At 65.2% G+C, this 18,531-nt stretch carries 10 protein-coding genes, 1 tRNA gene and 1 pseudogene; 6 read left to right on the top strand and 6 right to left on the bottom strand.

Annotated features, from left to right (window positions below):
- Positions 1-70 precede the first annotated feature (70 nt).
- Complete coding sequence (locus ACW18B_RS11725) at positions 71-2,980, top strand: TonB-dependent receptor plug domain-containing protein (RefSeq protein ID WP_492047229.1); 2,910 nt, start codon at positions 71-73, stop codon at positions 2,978-2,980.
- A 425-nt stretch (positions 2,981-3,405) separates the two neighbouring features.
- Here ACW18B_RS11725 and ACW18B_RS11720 read toward each other — a convergent pair.
- A pseudogene (locus tag ACW18B_RS11720) lies at positions 3,406-4,481 on the bottom strand (IS3 family transposase).
- A gap of 48 nt (positions 4,482-4,529) precedes the next feature.
- On the opposite strand from ACW18B_RS11720, the gene ACW18B_RS11715 reads away from it, so the two are divergent.
- Complete coding sequence (locus tag ACW18B_RS11715; RefSeq protein WP_492047228.1) at positions 4,530-4,904, top strand: hypothetical protein; 375 nt, start codon at positions 4,530-4,532, stop codon at positions 4,902-4,904.
- Between the two features lie 182 nt (positions 4,905-5,086).
- A tRNA-Cys gene (locus ACW18B_RS11710) sits at positions 5,087-5,160 on the top strand.
- A 197-nt stretch (positions 5,161-5,357) separates the two neighbouring features.
- Here the strand turns inward: ACW18B_RS11710 and ACW18B_RS11705 are convergent.
- Positions 5,358-5,999: a HipA domain-containing protein gene (locus tag ACW18B_RS11705; protein WP_492047227.1), complete on the bottom strand. Its 642-nt coding sequence runs from the start codon at positions 5,997-5,999 to the stop codon at positions 5,358-5,360.
- Here ACW18B_RS11705 and ACW18B_RS11700 point away from each other — a divergent pair.
- From ACW18B_RS11700 to ACW18B_RS11690, 3 genes are all read left to right on the top strand, one after another.
- Complete coding sequence (locus ACW18B_RS11700) at positions 5,967-6,482, top strand: methyl-accepting chemotaxis protein (protein WP_492047226.1); 516 nt, start codon at positions 5,967-5,969, stop codon at positions 6,480-6,482. The genes ACW18B_RS11705 and ACW18B_RS11700 overlap by 33 nt on opposite strands.
- Positions 6,483-6,549: 67 nt before the next feature.
- Entirely contained in the window at positions 6,550-8,670 is a 2,121-nt protein-coding gene (locus tag ACW18B_RS11695; RefSeq protein ID WP_492047225.1) for a TonB-dependent siderophore receptor, read from the top strand.
- The gene (locus ACW18B_RS11690; protein WP_492047224.1) at positions 8,664-9,905 is read left to right on the top strand and encodes a PepSY-associated TM helix domain-containing protein; all 1,242 of its coding nucleotides are present in this window, start codon (positions 8,664-8,666) and stop codon (positions 9,903-9,905) included. Before ACW18B_RS11695 ends, ACW18B_RS11690 begins: the two co-directional genes overlap by 7 nt.
- Positions 9,906-10,362: 457 nt before the next feature.
- Here ACW18B_RS11690 and ACW18B_RS11685 read toward each other — a convergent pair whose 3' ends face one another.
- From ACW18B_RS11685 to ACW18B_RS11670, 4 genes are all read right to left on the bottom strand, one after another.
- On the bottom strand, positions 10,363-11,949 hold the full coding sequence (locus ACW18B_RS11685) for a carboxylesterase/lipase family protein (RefSeq protein WP_492047223.1): 1,587 nt from the start codon (positions 11,947-11,949) through the stop codon (positions 10,363-10,365).
- A gap of 8 nt (positions 11,950-11,957) precedes the next feature.
- Positions 11,958-14,150 (bottom strand): beta-glucosidase family protein, encoded by a 2,193-nt coding sequence (locus ACW18B_RS11680; RefSeq protein ID WP_492047222.1) that lies wholly within the window; start codon positions 14,148-14,150, stop codon positions 11,958-11,960.
- Between the two features lie 11 nt (positions 14,151-14,161).
- Positions 14,162-16,135: a glycoside hydrolase family 3 protein gene (locus ACW18B_RS11675; RefSeq protein WP_492047221.1), complete on the bottom strand. Its 1,974-nt coding sequence runs from the start codon at positions 16,133-16,135 to the stop codon at positions 14,162-14,164.
- An 82-nt stretch (positions 16,136-16,217) separates the two neighbouring features.
- Positions 16,218-18,407 carry a TonB-dependent receptor gene (locus ACW18B_RS11670; RefSeq protein WP_492047220.1) on the bottom strand — a complete coding sequence of 730 codons (2,190 nt, stop codon included), beginning with the start codon at positions 18,405-18,407 and terminating at the stop codon, positions 16,218-16,220.
- Positions 18,408-18,531 lie beyond the last annotated feature (124 nt).

Genomic DNA, 18,531 nt, shown 5'->3' with positions numbered 1-18,531 from the left:
AAGCGCCGGGTCTTGGGACAACAACGCAGCGACGGCGAGCTTGACCACGGGAGGCCGTCTGGTTCGTCAGATGAGGCGTAGTGCCTTTGGCTCTGCAGGCGCCGCCGCCCTGCTCGCGAGTCTGGTCGCTGTCCCTGCCCTGGCGCAGACCACCTCGCCCGCGACGCCGGAACCGGCCACGGTGAGCGAGGTCGTTGTCACCGGAACGCGCATTCAAACCACAGGCTTCACTGCGCCGACTCCGACCTCGGTGATCGGCGAAGCCCAACTCCAGAATAACGCCCAACCCAACGTCTTCGCCACCATCGTCCAGTTGCCGTCCCTGCAGGGGTCAAGCGGTTCGGCGACCAACACCTTCAGCACGTCCAGCGGCCAGCAAGGCCTGAGCTCGTTCTCGCTTCGCGGCCTGGGCACGTTGCGGACCCTGACCCTGCTGGACGGCCAGCGCGTCGTGGGGGCCTATTACACGGGCGTCACCGACGTCAGTCTCTTCCCGCAACTGCTGATCCAGCGCGTGGACGTGGTAAACGGCGGCGCCTCCGCATCCTACGGCTCGGACGCGGTGGGCGGCGTCGTCAACTTCATCACGGACACCAAGTTCACCGGACTGAAAGGCAACGTCCAGGCGGGCGTCTCGACCTATGGCGACAACGAGCAAGGCTTGGTCCAGCTCGCTGGCGGACGCAGCTTCGCGGGTGATCGCGTGCATGTCGTCGGTAGTGTGGAATGGGCCAAGGAAAACGGCGTTGGCGCCGGCGACTTCGGCCTAGACCTGGCGGGCGATCGCGACTGGTTCACCCAGACGACGATGATCAACCGCAACGTCACCAATGACGGCTCGCCGCAATATGTGATGCGCGACAACGCTCAACCCTATGCCTACACCAAGTATGGCCTGATCACCGCCGGTCCGCTGCAGGGCATAGCCTTCGACAAGAACGGCCAGCCGTTCCAGTTCCAGTATGGTTCGGGTGGCGTGCCTTCCAAGGCCGCCAACGGGGCCGTGACCGGCTGCTTCCCGGGCTACTGCATCGGCGGCGACCTGTCGGGCAATGTCGACAGCGGCCGCACGCTGCAGTCGAAGATCGAGCGCAAGGTTGCCTATGGGCGCATAGGCTACGACTTCACCGAGAATAGTGAAGCCTACGTCTCGTTCAACCTGGGCCAAGTCAAGACCAGCAACCAGCCCGTCAACGGCATGAACAAGACCGGCCTGACGCTACAGTGCTCCAACCCCTACGTGCCGACTTCGGTTCAAGCCGCCTGCGCGACGGCGGGCGTCACCAGCTTCCAGTTCGGCACCAGCAACGCCGTGCTGCCCAACACCGATGTTCACACCGATCGCCGTCAATATCGCGTGGTCGGCGGCCTGAAGGGCAAGTTCGAGCTCTTCAGCAAGGACTGGCACTACGACGCCTACTACGAGCATGGCGTCAACAAGACCGCGATTGACGTCGACCACATCCTGCTGACGCCGCGCTTCAATCAGGCTATCCAGGCGATCACGCTAAACGGCGCGATCGTCTGCGCCGATCCGGTGGCACGCGCCAATGGCTGTCAGCCGATCAACATCCTCGGCGGCAAGACCCCGTCGGCTGCGGCCTTGGCCTATGTCCAGCCGGAAGCCGGTCCGTTCCAGCGCCTGCGCATGACCCAGGACGTAGCCAGCCTGAACTTCTCGGGCGCGCCGATCAACCTGTGGGCCGGTCCGCTGTCGGTGGCTTTCGGCGCTGAATATCGTCGCGAATTCTACACCGTCCGCGCGGACCCGTATGGCGCCGGTGTCGCCGACCGCAGCCCCAACAGCGGCGCCTACCCGGCCGATCCGGTTCTGGCGTCAGTCGGCAACAACTGGCATGCGGGCAACTACAAGAACGGCAACGGCGCCTACAACGTCAAGGAAGCCTTCCTGGAAATCGACCTGCCGCTGTTCAACAATGACACCGTCGGCCGCGCCAACTTCAACGCTGCTGCGCGGGTGACCGACTACAGCACCTCGGGCACGATCTGGACCTGGAAGGCGGGCGGCACCTGGGACACGCCGATAGAAGGTTTGCGGTTCCGCGGCGTGACCTCACGCGACGTCCGCGCGCCCAACCTGTCGGAACTGTTCGCCGCACCGGTCACCACCACCCTGCCCAACTTCTTCGACCCGGCGAACAACAGGAACGTGGTGGCGATCCAGAACGCCGTAGGCAACCCCAACCTGACGCCGGAAATCGCGCGCAACAACCAGATCGGCGTCGTGCTGGCCAACCCGCCCTGGCTGCCCGGCTTCAGCGCTTCGTTCGACTACTACACGATCAAGGTCGACGACGTTGTCTCCAGCCTGAGCGCCGCCCAGATCGTCGATTTCTGCTATCGCAACATCCTGCCGCAGACCTGCAGCGCCTATAACCTCAACAACACCAACGGTCCCAACTACATCAACGTCCAGTCCTTCAACCTGGCGTCCATCAAAACCAGCGGCTTCGACATCGAGGCCAGCTACCGCTGGCAGCAGCCCCTGGGCCTTTCGGGCAACTTCACCCTGCGCGCCCTCGCCACCCACATCCGCGACTTCTGGACCGATACGGGCCTGCCCGGCACGATCCCCGTGGACTCAGCGGGTGTGAACCAGGGCAATACCCCTGATTGGAAGTGGCTGGCGATCCAGAGCTACGAGACCGACCGCTTCAGCTTGACGCTGCAGGAGCGTTGGTTCAGCGACGGCAACTATGGAAACCAATACGTCGTCTGCGCGGCGGGAACTTGTCCAGTCTCGACAGCTAATGCCCCGACGATCGACGAGAACTTCATGCCAGGCGCTTTCTATATGGACGTGGGCGGAACCTTTAACGTTCGCGAGGACGTGAGCGCCTATTTCAAGGTCGACAACTTGTTCGACCGCGATCCGGCCAAGTCGCCCAACTACGCCAACCCGGCGCTCTATGACATCGTCGGCCGGATGTACCGCGCCGGCGTGCGCTTTAAGTTCTAGCGACAAGATCAAGGCTGCGGGCGGTGCCATTTCGCGTTGGCGCCGCCCGCAACGTTATTGGGTTTCGATCGATCGACACGGACCAAAGCGGAAGCTGAGACAGGGGCCCAAAGCCCCCGGCGCACATACGGCCTCCTGACTGCTCAGCCACCATCCAGACCAGACCTTGAGGTCATCAACGCTCTAAAAGCGCCGCTTCGCCCCGGATCACTGGCAGGTTCTGATTGTTTCCGCGAGGGCTGCGGGCCACCAGCTCAATCAGCTTTACGCCGCCCACCGCGACAGAGAGCTGTCGCGCGTCCATCCCCCATTTGAGAGGTTGGTGACGTGCCCCCCCCTGAAACTCCTCCAGAAATAATTAGAGTCCGCCCCAAGGTGACCTTGCCCCCAACCTTGGACCAGGGCGGGCCGGGATTTCTCGCCGGTCATGCGCCGGGCGGGCCATATGGCCCGGCGCCGTTCATCAGCTCGATCGGGCACTTGTCGCCGATCGCGCTGTGGGGACGATGTTCATTGTAGTCCCTACGCCAAGCCTCGCATTTTGAACGGGCGTCGTCGAGGGACATGAACCAGGCGGTGTTCAGGCATTCGGCCCGGACCTTACCGTTGAAGGACTCCGCAAAGGCGTTGTCCGTCGGCTTGCCAGAGCGGCTGAAGTCCAGGGTGACGCCGCGCTGATAGGCCCACAGATCCAGGTCGCGGGAGGCAAATTCCGGGCCGTTGTCGACCCGTATGGTCTTGGGACAACCCACCACCTTGCCGGCCCGATCAAGGGTTTCGACAACGTCCGCAGCCTTGTAGGCGAAGCGGGGATCCAGGGCCGGCGAGAACCGGCTGAAGGTGTCGATAATCGCCAGGATGCGGATCTTGCACCCGTCGAAGAGCTGATCGTGCAGGAAGTCCATGGCCCAGACATCGTTGGGCCGGGAGGCCGGTTGACGGTCCTCGCGCAGCATGGCCTTGACCTTGCGCTTGGGTGTCTTGTTGCGCAGCTGTAGGCCCAACTCCTTGTAGAGCCGATATATTTTCTTGCCATTGACCGGCCATCCCTCGCGTTTGAGCAACACCGTGATCCGCCGGTAGCCATAGCGCACCCGCGTCTAGGCAATCTCCTTGATCCGCTTCTTGAGGGCGACCGGATCGGTCCGCTTGCCCTTATAGTGATAGCTGGATCGTTCCGCCTGGAGCGCCCCGCAGGCGCGCCGGATGCTGACCTGCCAGGCCGCTCGCAGATAGTCCACGAGCTGGCGGCGCCTGGCAGGTCCTAGAGCTTTCGCTTGATGACGTCCTGCAGCATCTCCTTGTCAAGCGACAGGTCCGCCACGATCCGCTTGAGGCGGGCGTTCTCGTCCTCAAGCTGACGCAGCCGCTTCATCTCCGACGGCATCAGGCCAGCGTACTTCTTGCGCCAGACATAGAACGTCGCCTCGGAAATCCCCGCCTTGCGGCAGACCTCGCCAACCGTGGCGCCCTCTTCGGCCTGACGTAGGATGAACGCCACCTGCGCCTCACTGAACTTCGACCTGTTGGCTTCGCCGGCCTTCGGCTCATGGTCGCTCCTCGCTCCGTGGCCCCCGCCGCAAAACGAGAAAATTCTAGCTCAAACTGGTCCAGTTTTTCAGGAGCCGGTCAGCCTTCAGGCGCGGGTTTTCGCAACGCCTGGACGTTCTACTGCCGCAAGGCCGGGATCACCGACCTGACCTTCCACGATCTGCCCGGCACATTCGTCACAAATCGCCTCGCGGCCGGCTGGTCATTGCAGGAGGTGGCGTTCTGCACCGGCCATAGCTTTGGCAACCTCATCTGCCTTGAGCGTTATGCCGATCGCCGCGCAATTGCTCGGGCCCTGGCGCGCAATCGCATTGAGCAGGAGGCCCTTGGCGGTCCGTCACGACTTCGGGCCTTGTTGTCCAAAGGACCTTGATTGTAGCCCTCGCGTGCGGGCAACGCTGCGATAGAGCCATTCACCCGGTAGGCCCTCCCCGGCTCTGGTCACAGGTTTCTTAAGCCGCGGCGGCGTTTGGGCGTATCTGATGGTTGCGAGTTCACAACCGCTCCTGTATCGAACGGCTCTCTTCGCCAACGCACTCTGCGTTGACCCCGGATGGCCCGGTGGCGGAGTGGTTACGCGCCGGATTGCAAATCCGTTTACCCCGGTTCGATTCCGGGCCGGGCCTCCAACCTTTTCCTTTTTCCGCAACGGCTTATGGCGCCTTTGCTCCAGTGGGTGAACCATTGGCGCAACACCGCTGATTTTTTGGGCTTAAGCTCCACAGGCCCACTTTCCGCTCAAGTTCGGACAGCGCGAGAGCGCCCCCGCCTTCGGCAAGCCACTTTCCTCAAAAGACTGGCATCAAAAGAACGGCGCGCCCTCGATTTAGTCTTCGAAGGCATAGTCGTTGAGAAACTGGCGACGCCAAAGAAAGCTGCGGTCAATCTGGCTGAGTTCAGCGTCATCGCAAACCTTGCCCCACAGTCGGGTGATCGTGGCGACCTGATCTTTGATCAGGACCCGAGCGTCCCGGTCACTCAGGAGGAAGTTGGGCGCCGACAGGCGGCAGGTTTCCAGAAGGCGATGCTTGTCTTGGCCATTGACCAGCATCGCCTGGTTGGCCTCCCGGCCGCTACGCAGCTGGGGGCATATATCGTAGGCCTTGGTCAGGGTGAGATTGACGCCATCCCAGAAGGCCGCATGGTTGCGGGCATGATCGTCGGTGTTGCCCGTCAGCACATAGAAGAGCAACCGGCCAAACAGTTCGCGTAGGGCGCTTTTGGGTCCGTAGAGCGCGCACGCACCATTTGGCGCCAGATCACCATAGCTCGCATAGCGCGCCTGCATTTCGTCAAGCCCGAACATCGTCAGTGCAGAGACCATCGCCCGGCGCGTCCAGCCGGTGCCGTTCCATTCGCGATCGAAGCGCCGCACCAGGAGATCGCCACCGACGTCACCAAGCGTGTCGAGGCGGTCAACGAAATCGGCGAAGCCTTGACAACTTTGGCGCAGGGCGACCTGGAACAACGGATCGACAGGGCCTTTACCCCCGAACTGGACAAGCTGCGTCTCGACTTCAACCGCGCCCTGGACACGCTTCAGGGAACGATGAAGCAGGTGGGGCGCACCGCCGAGACGATTCGCGCCGGCACCGACGAGATCCGGAGTTCATCGGATGATCTCTCCAAGCGCACCGAGCAGCAGGCCGCGAGCCTGGAGGAAACGGCCGCGGCGCTCGATGAGATCACGGCGACCGTCAAGCGCGCCGCTGAGAACGCCAAACAAGCCTCGTCCGCCGCGTCCGGCAGACATTCAGATCGTGACCGCGAGCCATTGTCGCTTCTGGTGAACACACGCCCCGACATGAGGTGGATACCCCGTTGCAGACAATGTCCGACGGTGTGCGCGGTAATCGCAAAGGGTGTCCGCAGGCTCGGAACGATCACTGTCGCCAGACGGCATTCGAGACTCAATCGCATTTTATTTGCGAATAATTCTCATTCTCTATAGAGACACCCTTCCAGGTTTGTGACGACGGAGTTGAGTGGTGGGTATGGGTAGGGTCTCGGCGGCTTCCATGGCGACGCTGATCAGCGTCGCGGGCCTTGGCGGGTCTAGTTTTGCCTGGGCGAACGAGGCTCCGGCGGCTGTGGCCGAGGCGGACGATCCCTTCCTGGTCATCGTCACGGCCCGCGCCCGTCAGCTCTATCGGACCCATGAAACCACCAGCGGCAAGCTGGCCACCGCGCCGCTGGACTCCAGCGTCAACATCCAGGTTCTGAACGCCGAGCTGATCCGCGACCAGGGCGCGCGCGACGCCCAGGACCTCTATCGCAACATCGCCGGCGTCAGCCAGTTCTCCTATGCTGGCGTCACGGCGCGAGGCTTCCGCCAGGAGGAAATCTTCTTCGACGGTCTGCGCGGCGACCCCTATGTCGCCTTCTCGGTGCCGCAGTTGTTCAATGTCGAGCGGCTGGAGTTCCTCAAGGGGCCAGCGGGCATGCTGTATGGCCCCGGCGCGCCGGGCGGCCTGTTCAACTACATCACCAAGACGCCCAAGGACGAGTTTTCGGCGCGGGCCACGGCGGTGATCGGGACCGAGGCGCGCAAGGGTAGTTCGGTCGAGGTCGAAGGCTTTCTACCAGGCGACAAGGCTCCGGCGACGCGCCTGGGCGTGTTCTACGAAGACCGCAACACCCCGCGACGCAATTCCGGCAACGAGGTGCTGATCCTCGACGGCGGGATCAAGACTGATCTTGGCCCGGCCGCCCTGACCCTGCAGGCCACCCGCTACGAGCAGAACCTGCAGGGCAACCGCCTGCGGGGCGTGCCCACCGACGATCTGGGCCACTTCCTCGCCGACCGGCGCTGGAACCACAACGAAAAGAGCGACTTCCTCGACCTTACGGCCAACGTGCTGCAGGCGCGGGTCAAATGGCCGGTCAGCGAAAACCTGACCGTCGATGCGGGGCTGCGCTATTCGGACAGCCTGGAACGTCAGCAATATCACGAGCCGCGTGGCTTGATCGACAGCAACGGCGACGGCGTGCTGGACCTGTCGCGCCGCGAGTTCCGCGACCAGAGGCGAGCCCTTGAGCAGCTGAGCTTCGGTGCCAACGCCGTCTGGTCGCGCGACCTAGGCGTGGTGCGCAATCGCGTGCTGGTAGGCGTCGACGCCTACCGCAGCGAGCTGACCAACAACAATCGGCCTTCGTTGTTGGGCGGCTTCACCGCAGTGGCGGGCCTGCCCGCACCGCTGAGCCTGACCAATCCGGTCTACGGCATCACCGATCCCAAGACCTACACCCTCAAAGCCCGCGTCCGCACCTCGGCCATCCAGGAGCGGTCCGGAGCCTATCTTCTGGAAGAGGCGACGATCGGTCCGTTCATCGCCACCGCTGGCGTGCGCTTCGATCGCTATGAGGACCGGTCCGACGCCAGCACCTTCGAGGACGAGAAGGCGACCTGGCGCGCCGGCCTGGTCTGGCGCGCCCGTCCCGACGTTTCGGTCTACGGCCAGTGGGCTCAGAGCTACGAGCCGCAGAGCGTGTCCAGCCAGGACCCGCTGGCGGGCGGCCCGTTCGCGCCGACCGAGGGCGAGATCCTGGAAGGCGGCGTCAAGACCGAGCTGCTGGGCGGCCGCCTGCAGTCCACCATGGCCGTCTATCGGATCGTTCGCAGCAACATGTTGCAGAGCGATCCGCGCGGCGACGTCGATGGCGACGGCGTCGATGACCTGGTCGCGTTCGGCGAGGTGACCAGCAAGGGCGCCGAGTTCGACCTGGCCGCCGACCTGACCAACAACTGGGTGCTGACCGGCTCCTACGCCTATAACGACACCCGCATCACCAAGACCAACGGCGCGACGGTGATCACCAACAGCGTCGGCGACCGCTTCGCCAACGCGCCCAAGCACAAGGCCGGTTTCTGGACCCGCTACCAGTTCCCCAAGCTTGGCCTGGCCCTGGCTGTTGGTGGCGACTATGTCGATGTCCGCACCTCGATCAGCGGCCAGAAGGTGCGCCCCTATACGGTGTTCGACGCCTCGGTGATCTACAAGCTGGGGCCCTGGTCGACCCTTCTGCGCGTCGACAACCTACTGGATGAAACCTACGCCGCCTCCGGCTTCATCGACCGCACCGGCCACTTCCCCGGAGAGCCGCGGTCGGTGTTCCTGGAAGTGTCGCGGGAATGGTGAGCGTCGAGCGCGCCCAGACGGCGGCGGCGCCTAGGCGCGCCGCCAAGCCCAAGGCCTCCCGCCTGTGGTGGAGCGTCCACCAGTGGGTGGGGCTGAAGCTGTCGATCCTGCTGGGCTTCATCTTTTTGACGGGGACGATCGCGGTGTTCAGTCACGAGATCGACTGGGCGCTGCGGCCAGCCCTGCGGGTCGATCCGGCGACGATTCATGGTTCCCTCGCCTGGTCGGTGGCGGCCCGCAATGTCGCAGCCTTGCACCCCAAGGCCAAGATCCTGTTGCTGGACGCGCCGATCGACCGGGGCTTTGCCCTGACCGCGACGATTCAAAAGCCGGACGGGGTGCGCGCCTTCGTCTATCTGCACCCCTCGACCGGGGCGGTGCAGGGCGAGGGGCAATGGGTTGGCGCTCAGCGCATCCTGCGCAACATGCACCGCCACCTGAACCTGCCCACGCCGATCGGCGTACCGATCGTCTCGGCCCTGTCGATCCTGCTGCTGATCAGCGTCGGCACGTCCTTCTTGGTTTACAAGAAGTGGTGGCGGGGCTTCTTCAAGCCGGTGCGCTGGCGCGACGCCCGCACGGCCATGGGCGATCTGCACCGCCTGGCCGGACTATGGAGTCTGTGGTTCGTGGCCCTGATCGGCGCGACGGGCCTTTGGTATCTGGCCGAGAGCACTGTGGCCAAGGCCCCGCCCTCGCCGCGGGCCAAGGTCGCCGCCGTCAAGCTGGACACCCGGACGCTGGCCGATCGGCTGGAGACCAATCTCAACGCGGCCCAGACCGCCTATCCCGGCCTGCGCATTCAGCGCATCGCCTTTCCGGCCGGCAAGCTCGGCGCCTTCCAGTTCGCGGGCCGGTACAAGGCCATCCTGGTGCGTGAACGGGCCAATGTAGCCTGGACCAATCCGGCCACCGGCGCAGTCTTGCTCCTGACCGACGGACGCGATCTGAACGCCCACCAGCGCATTTCGGAAATGGCCGACCCTCTGCATTTCGGCACGTTCGGCGGGGTCTGGACCAAGTTGATCTGGTTCACCTTCGGCCTGATCCTGACCGCGCTCGCGGTGTCGGGTGTGATGATCTACGCCCTGCGGCTGTCGCGCGAAAAGAGGGCGTCGTCCGTTTGGGCGACGGCGTGGCGCGGCATGGGCGCCTGGCGCTGGCCCGCCCTGGCCGGGATCGTCGTCGCTCTGGCCCTGCTGCCGACGTTGTTCCTCGCCGCAGGCGGCGACTAGGCGCCGAGAGGCCTCCGGACATCGGCAAAGGGGTCCTTCAGACCAGCACCGCCAGGCGTTGTCGGTCCCGGTCAACACCTGCCCAAAAACGGGGGAGTAGACCGATACTGGCAAAGCCGATCGCGGGCGCCCGGCAGCGGCCCCCTCCCATCGTCTGTTCGGGGTGGGCATTGGACCTTCGGTACGGTCGTTTCAGGCGACCGGTATCCGCGTCCGGCGCGAAGCAAGGTCCAATCCGCACCTGGAGAAGCCGACCTTCAACACCAAACTTCTGACGGCGCTCAACCAGGCCTTTGGACCGCCGCTGATAAGCTGGAAGGCCGAGTAGTCGAGGCCATACACTAGGCTCTCGGCGCAATATTCACCGCCGAGATGAGCACAGAGAGTCTCAACCCTGTTCACGTTCTTGGGGAAGGGCCAGGCGGCCGGCTTCGACATTTTGCCTCCCGGCCACGCCTCATCGCCCCCTTGGCGTCGACAAGGTCGCCTCCACGAGATCCAGCCTTGCCTTCAACGGATCGGGCCCCGCGACAGGACCCATATTGCTGAAATCCAGGATCTGATCGCTGGACGCCTTATAGGCCGGCCAGATCGGCAGGCCCTCTGCGCTCGGCGCGCCGCTCTTTGCGAAGGCGATCCAGTAGGCATGGGCGGCCTTGGCCGCGGCCGCGTCAGCCGCGGTCATTGCCGCGCCATAACGGGCGTCAACCGTATCGAACACGAACGGGATCTCGGTGGCGTGCGGCGCGCCCCACCACTGGGACCGCTGACTCTCGGCGACATACGAGAAGCGGAATTCGTAGACGGGAACGCCCTGCCCCGACAGCGTACGAGCGATCTTGCGCGCCGGCTCAATGAACATCCGGTCGCCTGCGGCTTTCCAGCCATAGACGCCGATCGGCGCCTTGCCGCCCGGATTATAGAGCGCCTCGGCGGCCGGTCGCTTGTCGCCAAACGGCGCATAGACCTGGTCGGGCGTTCCGCCGAAGAAGAATCCGTCCGCGCCGGTAGCGCCGACCATCACCGGCATCTTGCTCCAGGCGCCGGCCTCATAGGCGGCCAGCGGCTCGCGCGGCAGGATCTTGCCGTCGATCATCGGGCCGCCGCCCCAGGTGGGAACGCCCGAGGTGGCCATGTTGAGGCCATCGACGACCGTGTCGGCCGGCAGGGCGCGCAGCGCCGCCAGGGCGGCGGCGTCCTCGCCGATAACACCCGCCTTGGCGGCGAAGGCCTTGCCCGCTGTCTCCGCCGAGCGCGCATCGCCCGTCGCCTTGAGCGGCAAGGTCGGCAACAGGCGCGGACGGCCTCCGCCGGACTGGATGATGGCCTTCTGGAACAACCCCTCGGCCAGCGGCGAGGTCAGAAGGGCGTGGATCGACATGCCGCCGGCGGACTCGCCGAAGATCGTGACATTGGACGCATCCCCCCCAAAGGCGTCGATATTGTCGCGCACCCATTTGAGCGCCGCGATCTGATCCAGCAGGGCGTAGTTGCCCAGCAGGCCGCCGTCGGCGTTGGCGGCCGTCAGGGCCGGGTGCGCGAAGAAGCCAAAGCGCCCGACGCGATAGTTGAAGCTGACCAGCACCACGCCGTCGCGGGCGAAGCGGTCGCCGCTGTAGACGGCGGGTGAGCTGCCGCCGTTTACGAAGCCGCCGCCATAGATCCAGACCATGACCGGCTTTTTGGTCTTGGGCTTTTCGAGGGTGTCGCTCGGCGTCCAGACGTTCACATACAGGCAGTCCTCGGCTGGCGTCACGCCCAGGGGCGCGGCGTCGCCCGGGAAGGGTTTCTGCATGCAGTCGGGACCATAGGTCTTGGCCTCGCGCGGCGTGGTCCAGGCCGCAGGAGCCTGCGGCGCGCGCCAACGCAGGTCGCCGACCGGCGGGGCGGCGAAAGGCACGCCCTTGAAGGCCGCCACGCCATCGGCTTGTGCGCCGGTGATCGGTCCCGAGGCGGTCTTGACCAAAGGATCGGCGGCCCAGGTCGACGAGGCCGAGAGGGCCAGAACGACCAGGACGGACGCGGTGTTCTGCAGTGTTTTCATGGCTTGCCTCATGGTTTGATCGTCCGAGCCTTGATCTTGGCGGCGCCCTTGAGCGCCAGGTCTGCGGACGAGGCGCCTACGGCCACCTGATAGTCGCCGGCCTTCAGCGACCAGCGCTTGCCCGCGACGTCGAAACCGCCCAGCAGACGCGGATCGGCGGTGACTGTGACACGGCGGGTCTCGCCGGGCTTGAGGTCGACCTTCTCAAAGCCGATCAGTCGTTCCAGCGGCTTGCCGGCCGCGCCGGTCAGATAGACCTGCGGCGCATCCTTGCCCGGACGCGCCCCCGTGTTGGTGACGTCGAAGCTGACCGTCAGCGCCTCACCGCCCGTCACCTTCAGGTTCGCGTAGCCGAAGCGGGTGTAGGACAGGCCGTAGCCAAACGGGAACAGCGGCTTCTGGCCCGTGGCGGCGAAGCGGCGATAGCCGACATCAGCGCCCTCGCTATAGACCACGTCGAGCGGGGTCTTCTCGGGCAGGCCCAGGCCTGGCATGGCGACGCGGGGATACTGCTCGATCGAGGCGGGGAAGGTCATCGGCAGGCGGCCCGAGGCGTCGACTTCGCCAAACAGCACATCGGCGATCGCCTGACCGCCCTTGGCGCCCGAGTACCAGGCCTCGACCACCGCGCCGGCCTGGTCGAGCCAGGGCATGGTCACCGGGCCGCCGGTCTGCAGCACCACGATGCTGTTGGGATTGGCGGCGGTGACGGCGGCGATCAGCGCGTCCTGGCCACTGGGCAGCGACAGGTCGGGCGCGTCCTCGCCCTCGCCCATCCACTGGTTGCCGAACACGATCACCACGTCGGCGGCCTTGGCGGCGGCGACGGCCGAGGCGACATAGCGACCGTCGTCGAAGGTCACCTTGGCGCCCGGCGCCCCGGCGCGGATGGCGGCCAGGGGCGCGGAGGGGTGAAGGATCTGATTGCGGAAGGCGGCCATCTGCCCCTCTCCGCCCATCGGAATGGTCGTCTTGGCCCCGCCCGGCGCGATCACCTGTGAGGAGCCGCCGCCCGACAGCACGCCGGCGTCAGCATGGCCGCCAATCACGGCAATGGTCTTGGCGCTCTTGGCCAGTGGCAGCAGACCATCGCGGTTCTTCAACAGGACGATACCTTCCTGCGCCACCTTGCGGGCGATCTCGGCATGGGCCGCGTCGTCGATCTCGCTCTTGGCGGCCGGAACGTCGAACAGGCCGGCGGCGAACATCGAGCGCAGGATGCGGCGGGTCATGTCAGAGAGGCGGGCGGCCGGCACCTCACCCGTCTCGACTGCGGCCTTCAGGGGCGCGCCAAACCAGACCTGGTCATCCAGTTGCTCGCCCGACTGCTGGTCCAGGCCCTTTACGGCATAGTCCGTGGCGTGGACCGCGCCCCAGTCCGACATCACCCAGCCCTTATAGGCCCAGTCGCCCTTGAGTACGCCGTTGAGCAGGTGGTCATTGCCGCAGCTATAGTCGCCGTTGACGAGGTTGTAGGCGCACATCACCGAGCCGGGCTGGCCCGTCTCGATGGCGATCTGGAAGGCCAGAAGGTCGCTCTCGCGATGCGCCCCCTCCTCGATCACCGAATTGGCCCAGTGGCGGTTGGTCTCCTGGCCATTGATCGAGAAGTGCTTGACGGTCGAGATGATGTTCTGGGCTTGGATGCCGTTGATGGAGGCCCCAGCCAGGGTTCCAGCCAGCAGCGGGTCCTCGCCCAGATACTCGAAATTGCGGCCGTTGCGCGGGTCGCGGGCCAGGTTGACGCCGCCCGCCAGTTGGACGTTGAAGCCCTTGGCCCGCGCCTCGCGCCCGACCATGGCCCCGCCATCATAGGCCAGCTTGGTGTTGAAGGTCGCCGCCAGGGCCAGGCCCGATGGCAGGGCCGTGGCGCCGTCGCCGGGCCGCATGCCCATGGGGTTGGTGACGCCCAGGCTGGCGTCGCTCTCCTGCAAGGCAGGAATGCCCAGGCGCTCGACACCGGGGATGTAGCCCGCCGAGCCGATCGCGGCCTTGGGGATCTCCTTGATCTTGTAGGGCATGGCCATCGGGCCGTGGACCAGGCCGATGCGTTCGTCGAGCGTAAGCTCGGCGTCCAGAAGGCGGGCCCGTTCGTCGGGCGAAAGCTTGGTGTTCATCCACGGCCTGGCGACCTGGGCCGAGGCGGCGGTGGCGAACATGAGGACGGCGACGCTGGCGGCGGCGGTCAGGGATCGGTGCATGGCGGTCATCCTCAGTAGGTCAGGCCGTAGTGGATCGGATAGAGTGGGTTTTCGCTATCGTGCGGGGCGTCTTCGGCCTGGGCCTCGACGGCGGCCATCGACGACGGCAACTCCAGGGGCAACCTCCCCTGGGGCGGGGCGACGCCGGTCAGGGCGTCCAGTAGCGCGTCGTCGCTGGAGCCAAAATCGCCGATCAGGGCGCCCGCCCTGTCTCGGACATGGGTCAGGATCGCCGGGCGGTCCAGATAGACGCTGACGATGGTCGCGACCTTGGCTGAGGCCGCCTTGATGGCTTCAAAGTCTTCCGCACCGTCCTTGAACGACAGGTCTCCCTCGTGCTGGCGACTGCCGAAGGTGTAGTTGGGGTGCAGGGTCTGGAACGGCGCGGCGACGCGCAGGATCGCCAGGTCGGCCTGGGCCAGGTCTGTCACCGGGATCAGGCCGTGGGCCCTGGCGACCTCCGGGGAGACGCCCCTCAGATAGACGCGCCTGACCGCGCCCTTCAGCGGCAGCAGGCCCTGCTTGTTCTCCAGCAAGACAAGGGCGCGGCTCTGGGCGGCGCGGCCCTCGGCGACGAACTGCGGCGCACCCACGGTGGTGGCGGCAACCTTGGGATCAACATAGGGGTTCTCGAACAGGCCCTGCTCGAACTTCACCTTCAACACCCGATAGGCGGATTGACCGACCCGGGCTTCGGTAATCTTTCCCGCCTTCACGGCGGCGACCAGCTGGGCCGTGTCCTCGACGCCGCCAAACTGGTCGAGCCCGGCGTTCACACCCTTGGCGTAGCGGTCGACCTTGGACAGGCCCTCGACGCCCCAGGCGGTCGAGAAGCCCTCGAAACTCGGCGCAGTGCCTGCTGGAAACCCGTCGCGGCAGGTGTCGCCGCAGTCGTTGGTGATCGCCCAGTCGGAGATCACCATGCCCTTGAAGCCCTGCTTGCCGCGCAGCAGGTCGGTCAGCAAAACCTTGCTGAAGCCAGCGCCCACCGCCTCCAGCGGTTGCCCTTCGACGCCTTGGGTCTTGAGGATGGCGTAGGTCGGCATCACCCCGACCACGCCCGCCTCGAACGCCCCTTCGAAGGGCTTGATGTGAAGCGGCAGCTGGCCCTTGGGGAACACCGCATAGCGGCCGTAGCTATTGTGGCCGTCGAAGCCCTTGGCCGACGCGCCATAGCCGACCCAGTGCTTGACCACCGCCGAAACGCCATGGGCCTTCAGGCCGGTGTCGCCGCCCTGGAAGCCCTGGACATAGGCCTTGACCAGCCTGCCCACCAGATCGGCGTCCTCGCCGAAGGTGCCGTTGATCCGCGACCAACGCGGCTCGGTGGCGAGATCAGCCATTGGCGACAGGGCCTGGTGGATGCCGACGGCGCGGTATTCCTGGCGGGCGATCTCGCCAAAGCGTTTGACCAGCGCCGGATCGCCGATCGCGGCCAGGCCTGTGGCCTCGGGCCATTGCGAGAAGCCGCCGGAGGACACGCTGGCCCCGGCGGTGAACTGGAAGTGGCTGCGCGGGTCGGTGCTGATCGTTACGGGAATCCCCAGCCGGCCGCCTTCGGCCACAGCCTGAACGGCGTTGTTCTGGTCGGCCAGCCAATCTGGCGCGCCAGAGAGCCGCGTGATGAAGGTGGTGACGTGGCGTTCCAGGATCAGCGGCGTAGCCTTGGCCAGGTCATAGCCGCCGCCGATGCCTGCGACGCCTGCCGGACCGGTGGCCGGCAAGGTGCCATGCATCATCTGCCCGGCCTTCTCGTCCAGCGACATGCGCCCGACCAGGTCTGTGGCGCGCTGGTCAGGCGACAGACGCCAATCCTCGTAAGGCTCCAGCTTGCCGCTGCGGTTCAGATCGCGGAACGACAGGCCGTCGATCATCAAGATCGCCCCACCCCGGTGGGCCAGTGTCGGCTGTCCCTGCGCGGCGGAAGCTGACTGGGCCACAGCAATCGCCGCGGCGGTCGACAGCGCCAGAACCCGAAACCTCATCGCCAAGCCCTCACTGTGAAATCTCAAAACAAAAGAACGCCCCCGGCGGGCAGGACCGCCGGGGGCTTAAGTCGTCGGGAGGCTAGAAACTGACGCCCAGGCGCAGACCGTAGGTGCGCGGCGGCGCGTAGAACTCACCGTTGCCGTTGGTGGCCAGGCCGGTCGTCGCGTTGGGCGACGAGGCCGTGCGCACGTCCTCGTCCTCAAGGTTGCGAACATAGCCCTGGAGCGTCCAGCGATCATCGCTGCTGGCATAGGTCAGGTTCAGGTCGGTCTTGCTGAAGGCGTCTTGCTTGTTCTGCGCAAAGCCGTGGTACTCGAGGTTCTTGCCGGTCTCGTAGTGGCTTGAGATCCGCCCCGTCAGCTTGGCGCCCGACTCCAGGTTCCAGGTGTGCTGATAGGCGACGTTCAGCGTCCATTCCGGCGTGCGGGCCATGCGGCAGCCCGAAAAGTCGGTTGAACGCGGGGCCACGGCGGCGAAGTTGGCCGTGTAGCAGGCCGCCACTGTCGCATTGGCGTTGTTGTTGGCGAAGGCGTCGCCCAGCGGAAGCACGAAGTCGGTATATTCAGCGTGCAGCCAGCCCATGGTGGCGTCCAGGCGATCGTTCTCGGTGATCACCAGATTGGTCTCGAACTCCAGGCCGTAGACCTTGGCCTTGTCGGCGTTGAGGGTCACGGTGGCGTTCTGGCCCGCGATCACCCCGATCGCCGACACCTGGAAGTCCTGATAGTCGTACAGGAAAGCGCTGGCATTGAACTGCAGCCTGTTGTCGAGGAAGCGGTTCTTCACCCCCGCCTCGTAGGAGGTGATCTTTTCGGGTTCGTAGGTGTTGGCGCCAATGCCGTCATAGTAGCCGCCGGCCTTATAGCCCGTGGCGATATTGGCGTAGAGCATCGATCTGTCGGTCAGGTCAAAGTCGGCCCCAACCTTCCAGTTCAGAGCGTCCCACTTGGCGTCGGCCTGGTTGATGACCACGGTCGAGGTGATCGCGCCAGCCGCGTTGGTCAGATAGGTGCCGCCGTTGCGTCCCTTCTGGTCTTCGGTGTAGCGCAGGCCGCCAGTCAGACGCAGGCGATCGGTGACCGCATAGGTGCCCTGGCCAAACGCCGCCCAGGACTTGGCCGTCACTTGCGGCTGGATGAAGGACAGGTAGGAATTGGTCGCCAGGAACACCCGGAAATCGACATTGTTGTCTTCGGTGAAGCGATAGAGGCCCGCCACCCAGGTCAGGTCCCCCGTCTTGCCGCCCAGGCGCAGCTCGTGAGACCAGGTGAAGTCCTTGCCCTTGAAGTAGTTGGGCGCCCCCGTGCTGGCGTTCTCGCCTGTGCGGTCCAGGCGCGAGAAGTTATAGCCGGTCAAATAGGTCAGGGTGACGGGACCCAGGTCCCAATTGACCTCGCCGCCGGCGCTGAAGAACTTGTTGTTGCGATAGATGTTGGTCGAGCAGTTGCAGGTCCACGGATCGCCCGTGACGCGCGCGACGCCATAGGCGCCGTCGCCGCCGCCAGCGCCGCCCTGATGCAGATAATCGGTGGTCAGGCGGACCGACAGGACGTCGCTGGGTTTCCACAACAGCTGAGCGCGCGCCGACTTGTCATCCTGGTCATAGCGATCATTGCCGCCCGTGCCGGGTCCCTTGTTGAGGGCGACGACGTAGCCGTCATGACGGCTCTGCTGGAAGGCCGCCCGAACCGCGACGGTGTCGCTGACGGGGATATTGACCATGCCCGAGGTGGTCAGGGCGCCGTAGTTGCCCACATCGATCGAACCGTTGGCTTCATAGTCGAACCTGGGCTGCTTGGTGACGACGTTGATGGCGCCGGCGGTGGCGTTACGGCCATACAGCGTCCCCTGCGGACCGCGCAGCACCTCGACGCGATCGATATCGTAGAACAGCGCCCCGACCGAGGTGGCGCGGGCCTGATAGATGCCATCAATATGGTAAGCCACCGCCGGATCGCCGACCTCGGTGAGATTGGTGCTGCCGATGCCGCGCAGAAAGATCTGGGCCGCGCCAGAGCCACTGGAGGTAATCTGCAGAGCCGGCACCTGGTTGGCCAGATCGACCACGGTCTTGATGCCCTGGGACTCCAGCTTCTCTCCGGTGACCGCCGAGATGGTCAAAGGCGTCTTTTGCAAGTTCTCACTGCGACGCTGGGCGGTCACCACCACCTCGTCGAGTTGGGCCTGTTCAGTTTGTTGAGCGTTGGCGGTCTGAGCGTAGAGCCCGACGGCCGCGACGGCGGCCGAAGCCAAAAGCATGGTGCGCATGTGTCTCCCCTTTTCCTGCGCCAGGCCGCAATCAGGCTGCCGACACATGCGCGTCGGTCCCGATCCGGCTTGAATGCCGAGCGTCGCAAGCGACGAGCGGCTGTTTCCTCCGCCCCTTGTCCCG

It is taken from the genome of Caulobacter sp. FV2ps19, from assembly GCF_058681035.1.
The sequence above is the reverse complement of the archived record's forward strand: the minus strand, read 5'-3'. Positions and strand labels throughout refer to the sequence as shown.

Coding starts and splice junctions, on each gene's coding strand:
- ACW18B_RS11695 (WP_492047225.1), top strand. CDS start 6,550: ATGGCGACGCTGATCAGCGTCGCGGGCCTTGGCGGGTCTAGTTTTGCC.
- ACW18B_RS11715 (WP_492047228.1), top strand. CDS start 4,530: ATGGTCGCTCCTCGCTCCGTGGCCCCCGCCGCAAAACGAGAAAATTCT.
- ACW18B_RS11725 (WP_492047229.1), top strand. CDS start 71: ATGAGGCGTAGTGCCTTTGGCTCTGCAGGCGCCGCCGCCCTGCTCGCG.
- ACW18B_RS11675 (WP_492047221.1), bottom strand. CDS start 16,135: ATGAGGTTTCGGGTTCTGGCGCTGTCGACCGCCGCGGCGATTGCTGTG.
- ACW18B_RS11680 (WP_492047222.1), bottom strand. CDS start 14,150: ATGCACCGATCCCTGACCGCCGCCGCCAGCGTCGCCGTCCTCATGTTC.
- ACW18B_RS11685 (WP_492047223.1), bottom strand. CDS start 11,949: ATGAAAACACTGCAGAACACCGCGTCCGTCCTGGTCGTTCTGGCCCTC.
- ACW18B_RS11690 (WP_492047224.1), top strand. CDS start 8,664: ATGGTGAGCGTCGAGCGCGCCCAGACGGCGGCGGCGCCTAGGCGCGCC.
- ACW18B_RS11670 (WP_492047220.1), bottom strand. CDS start 18,407: ATGCGCACCATGCTTTTGGCTTCGGCCGCCGTCGCGGCCGTCGGGCTC.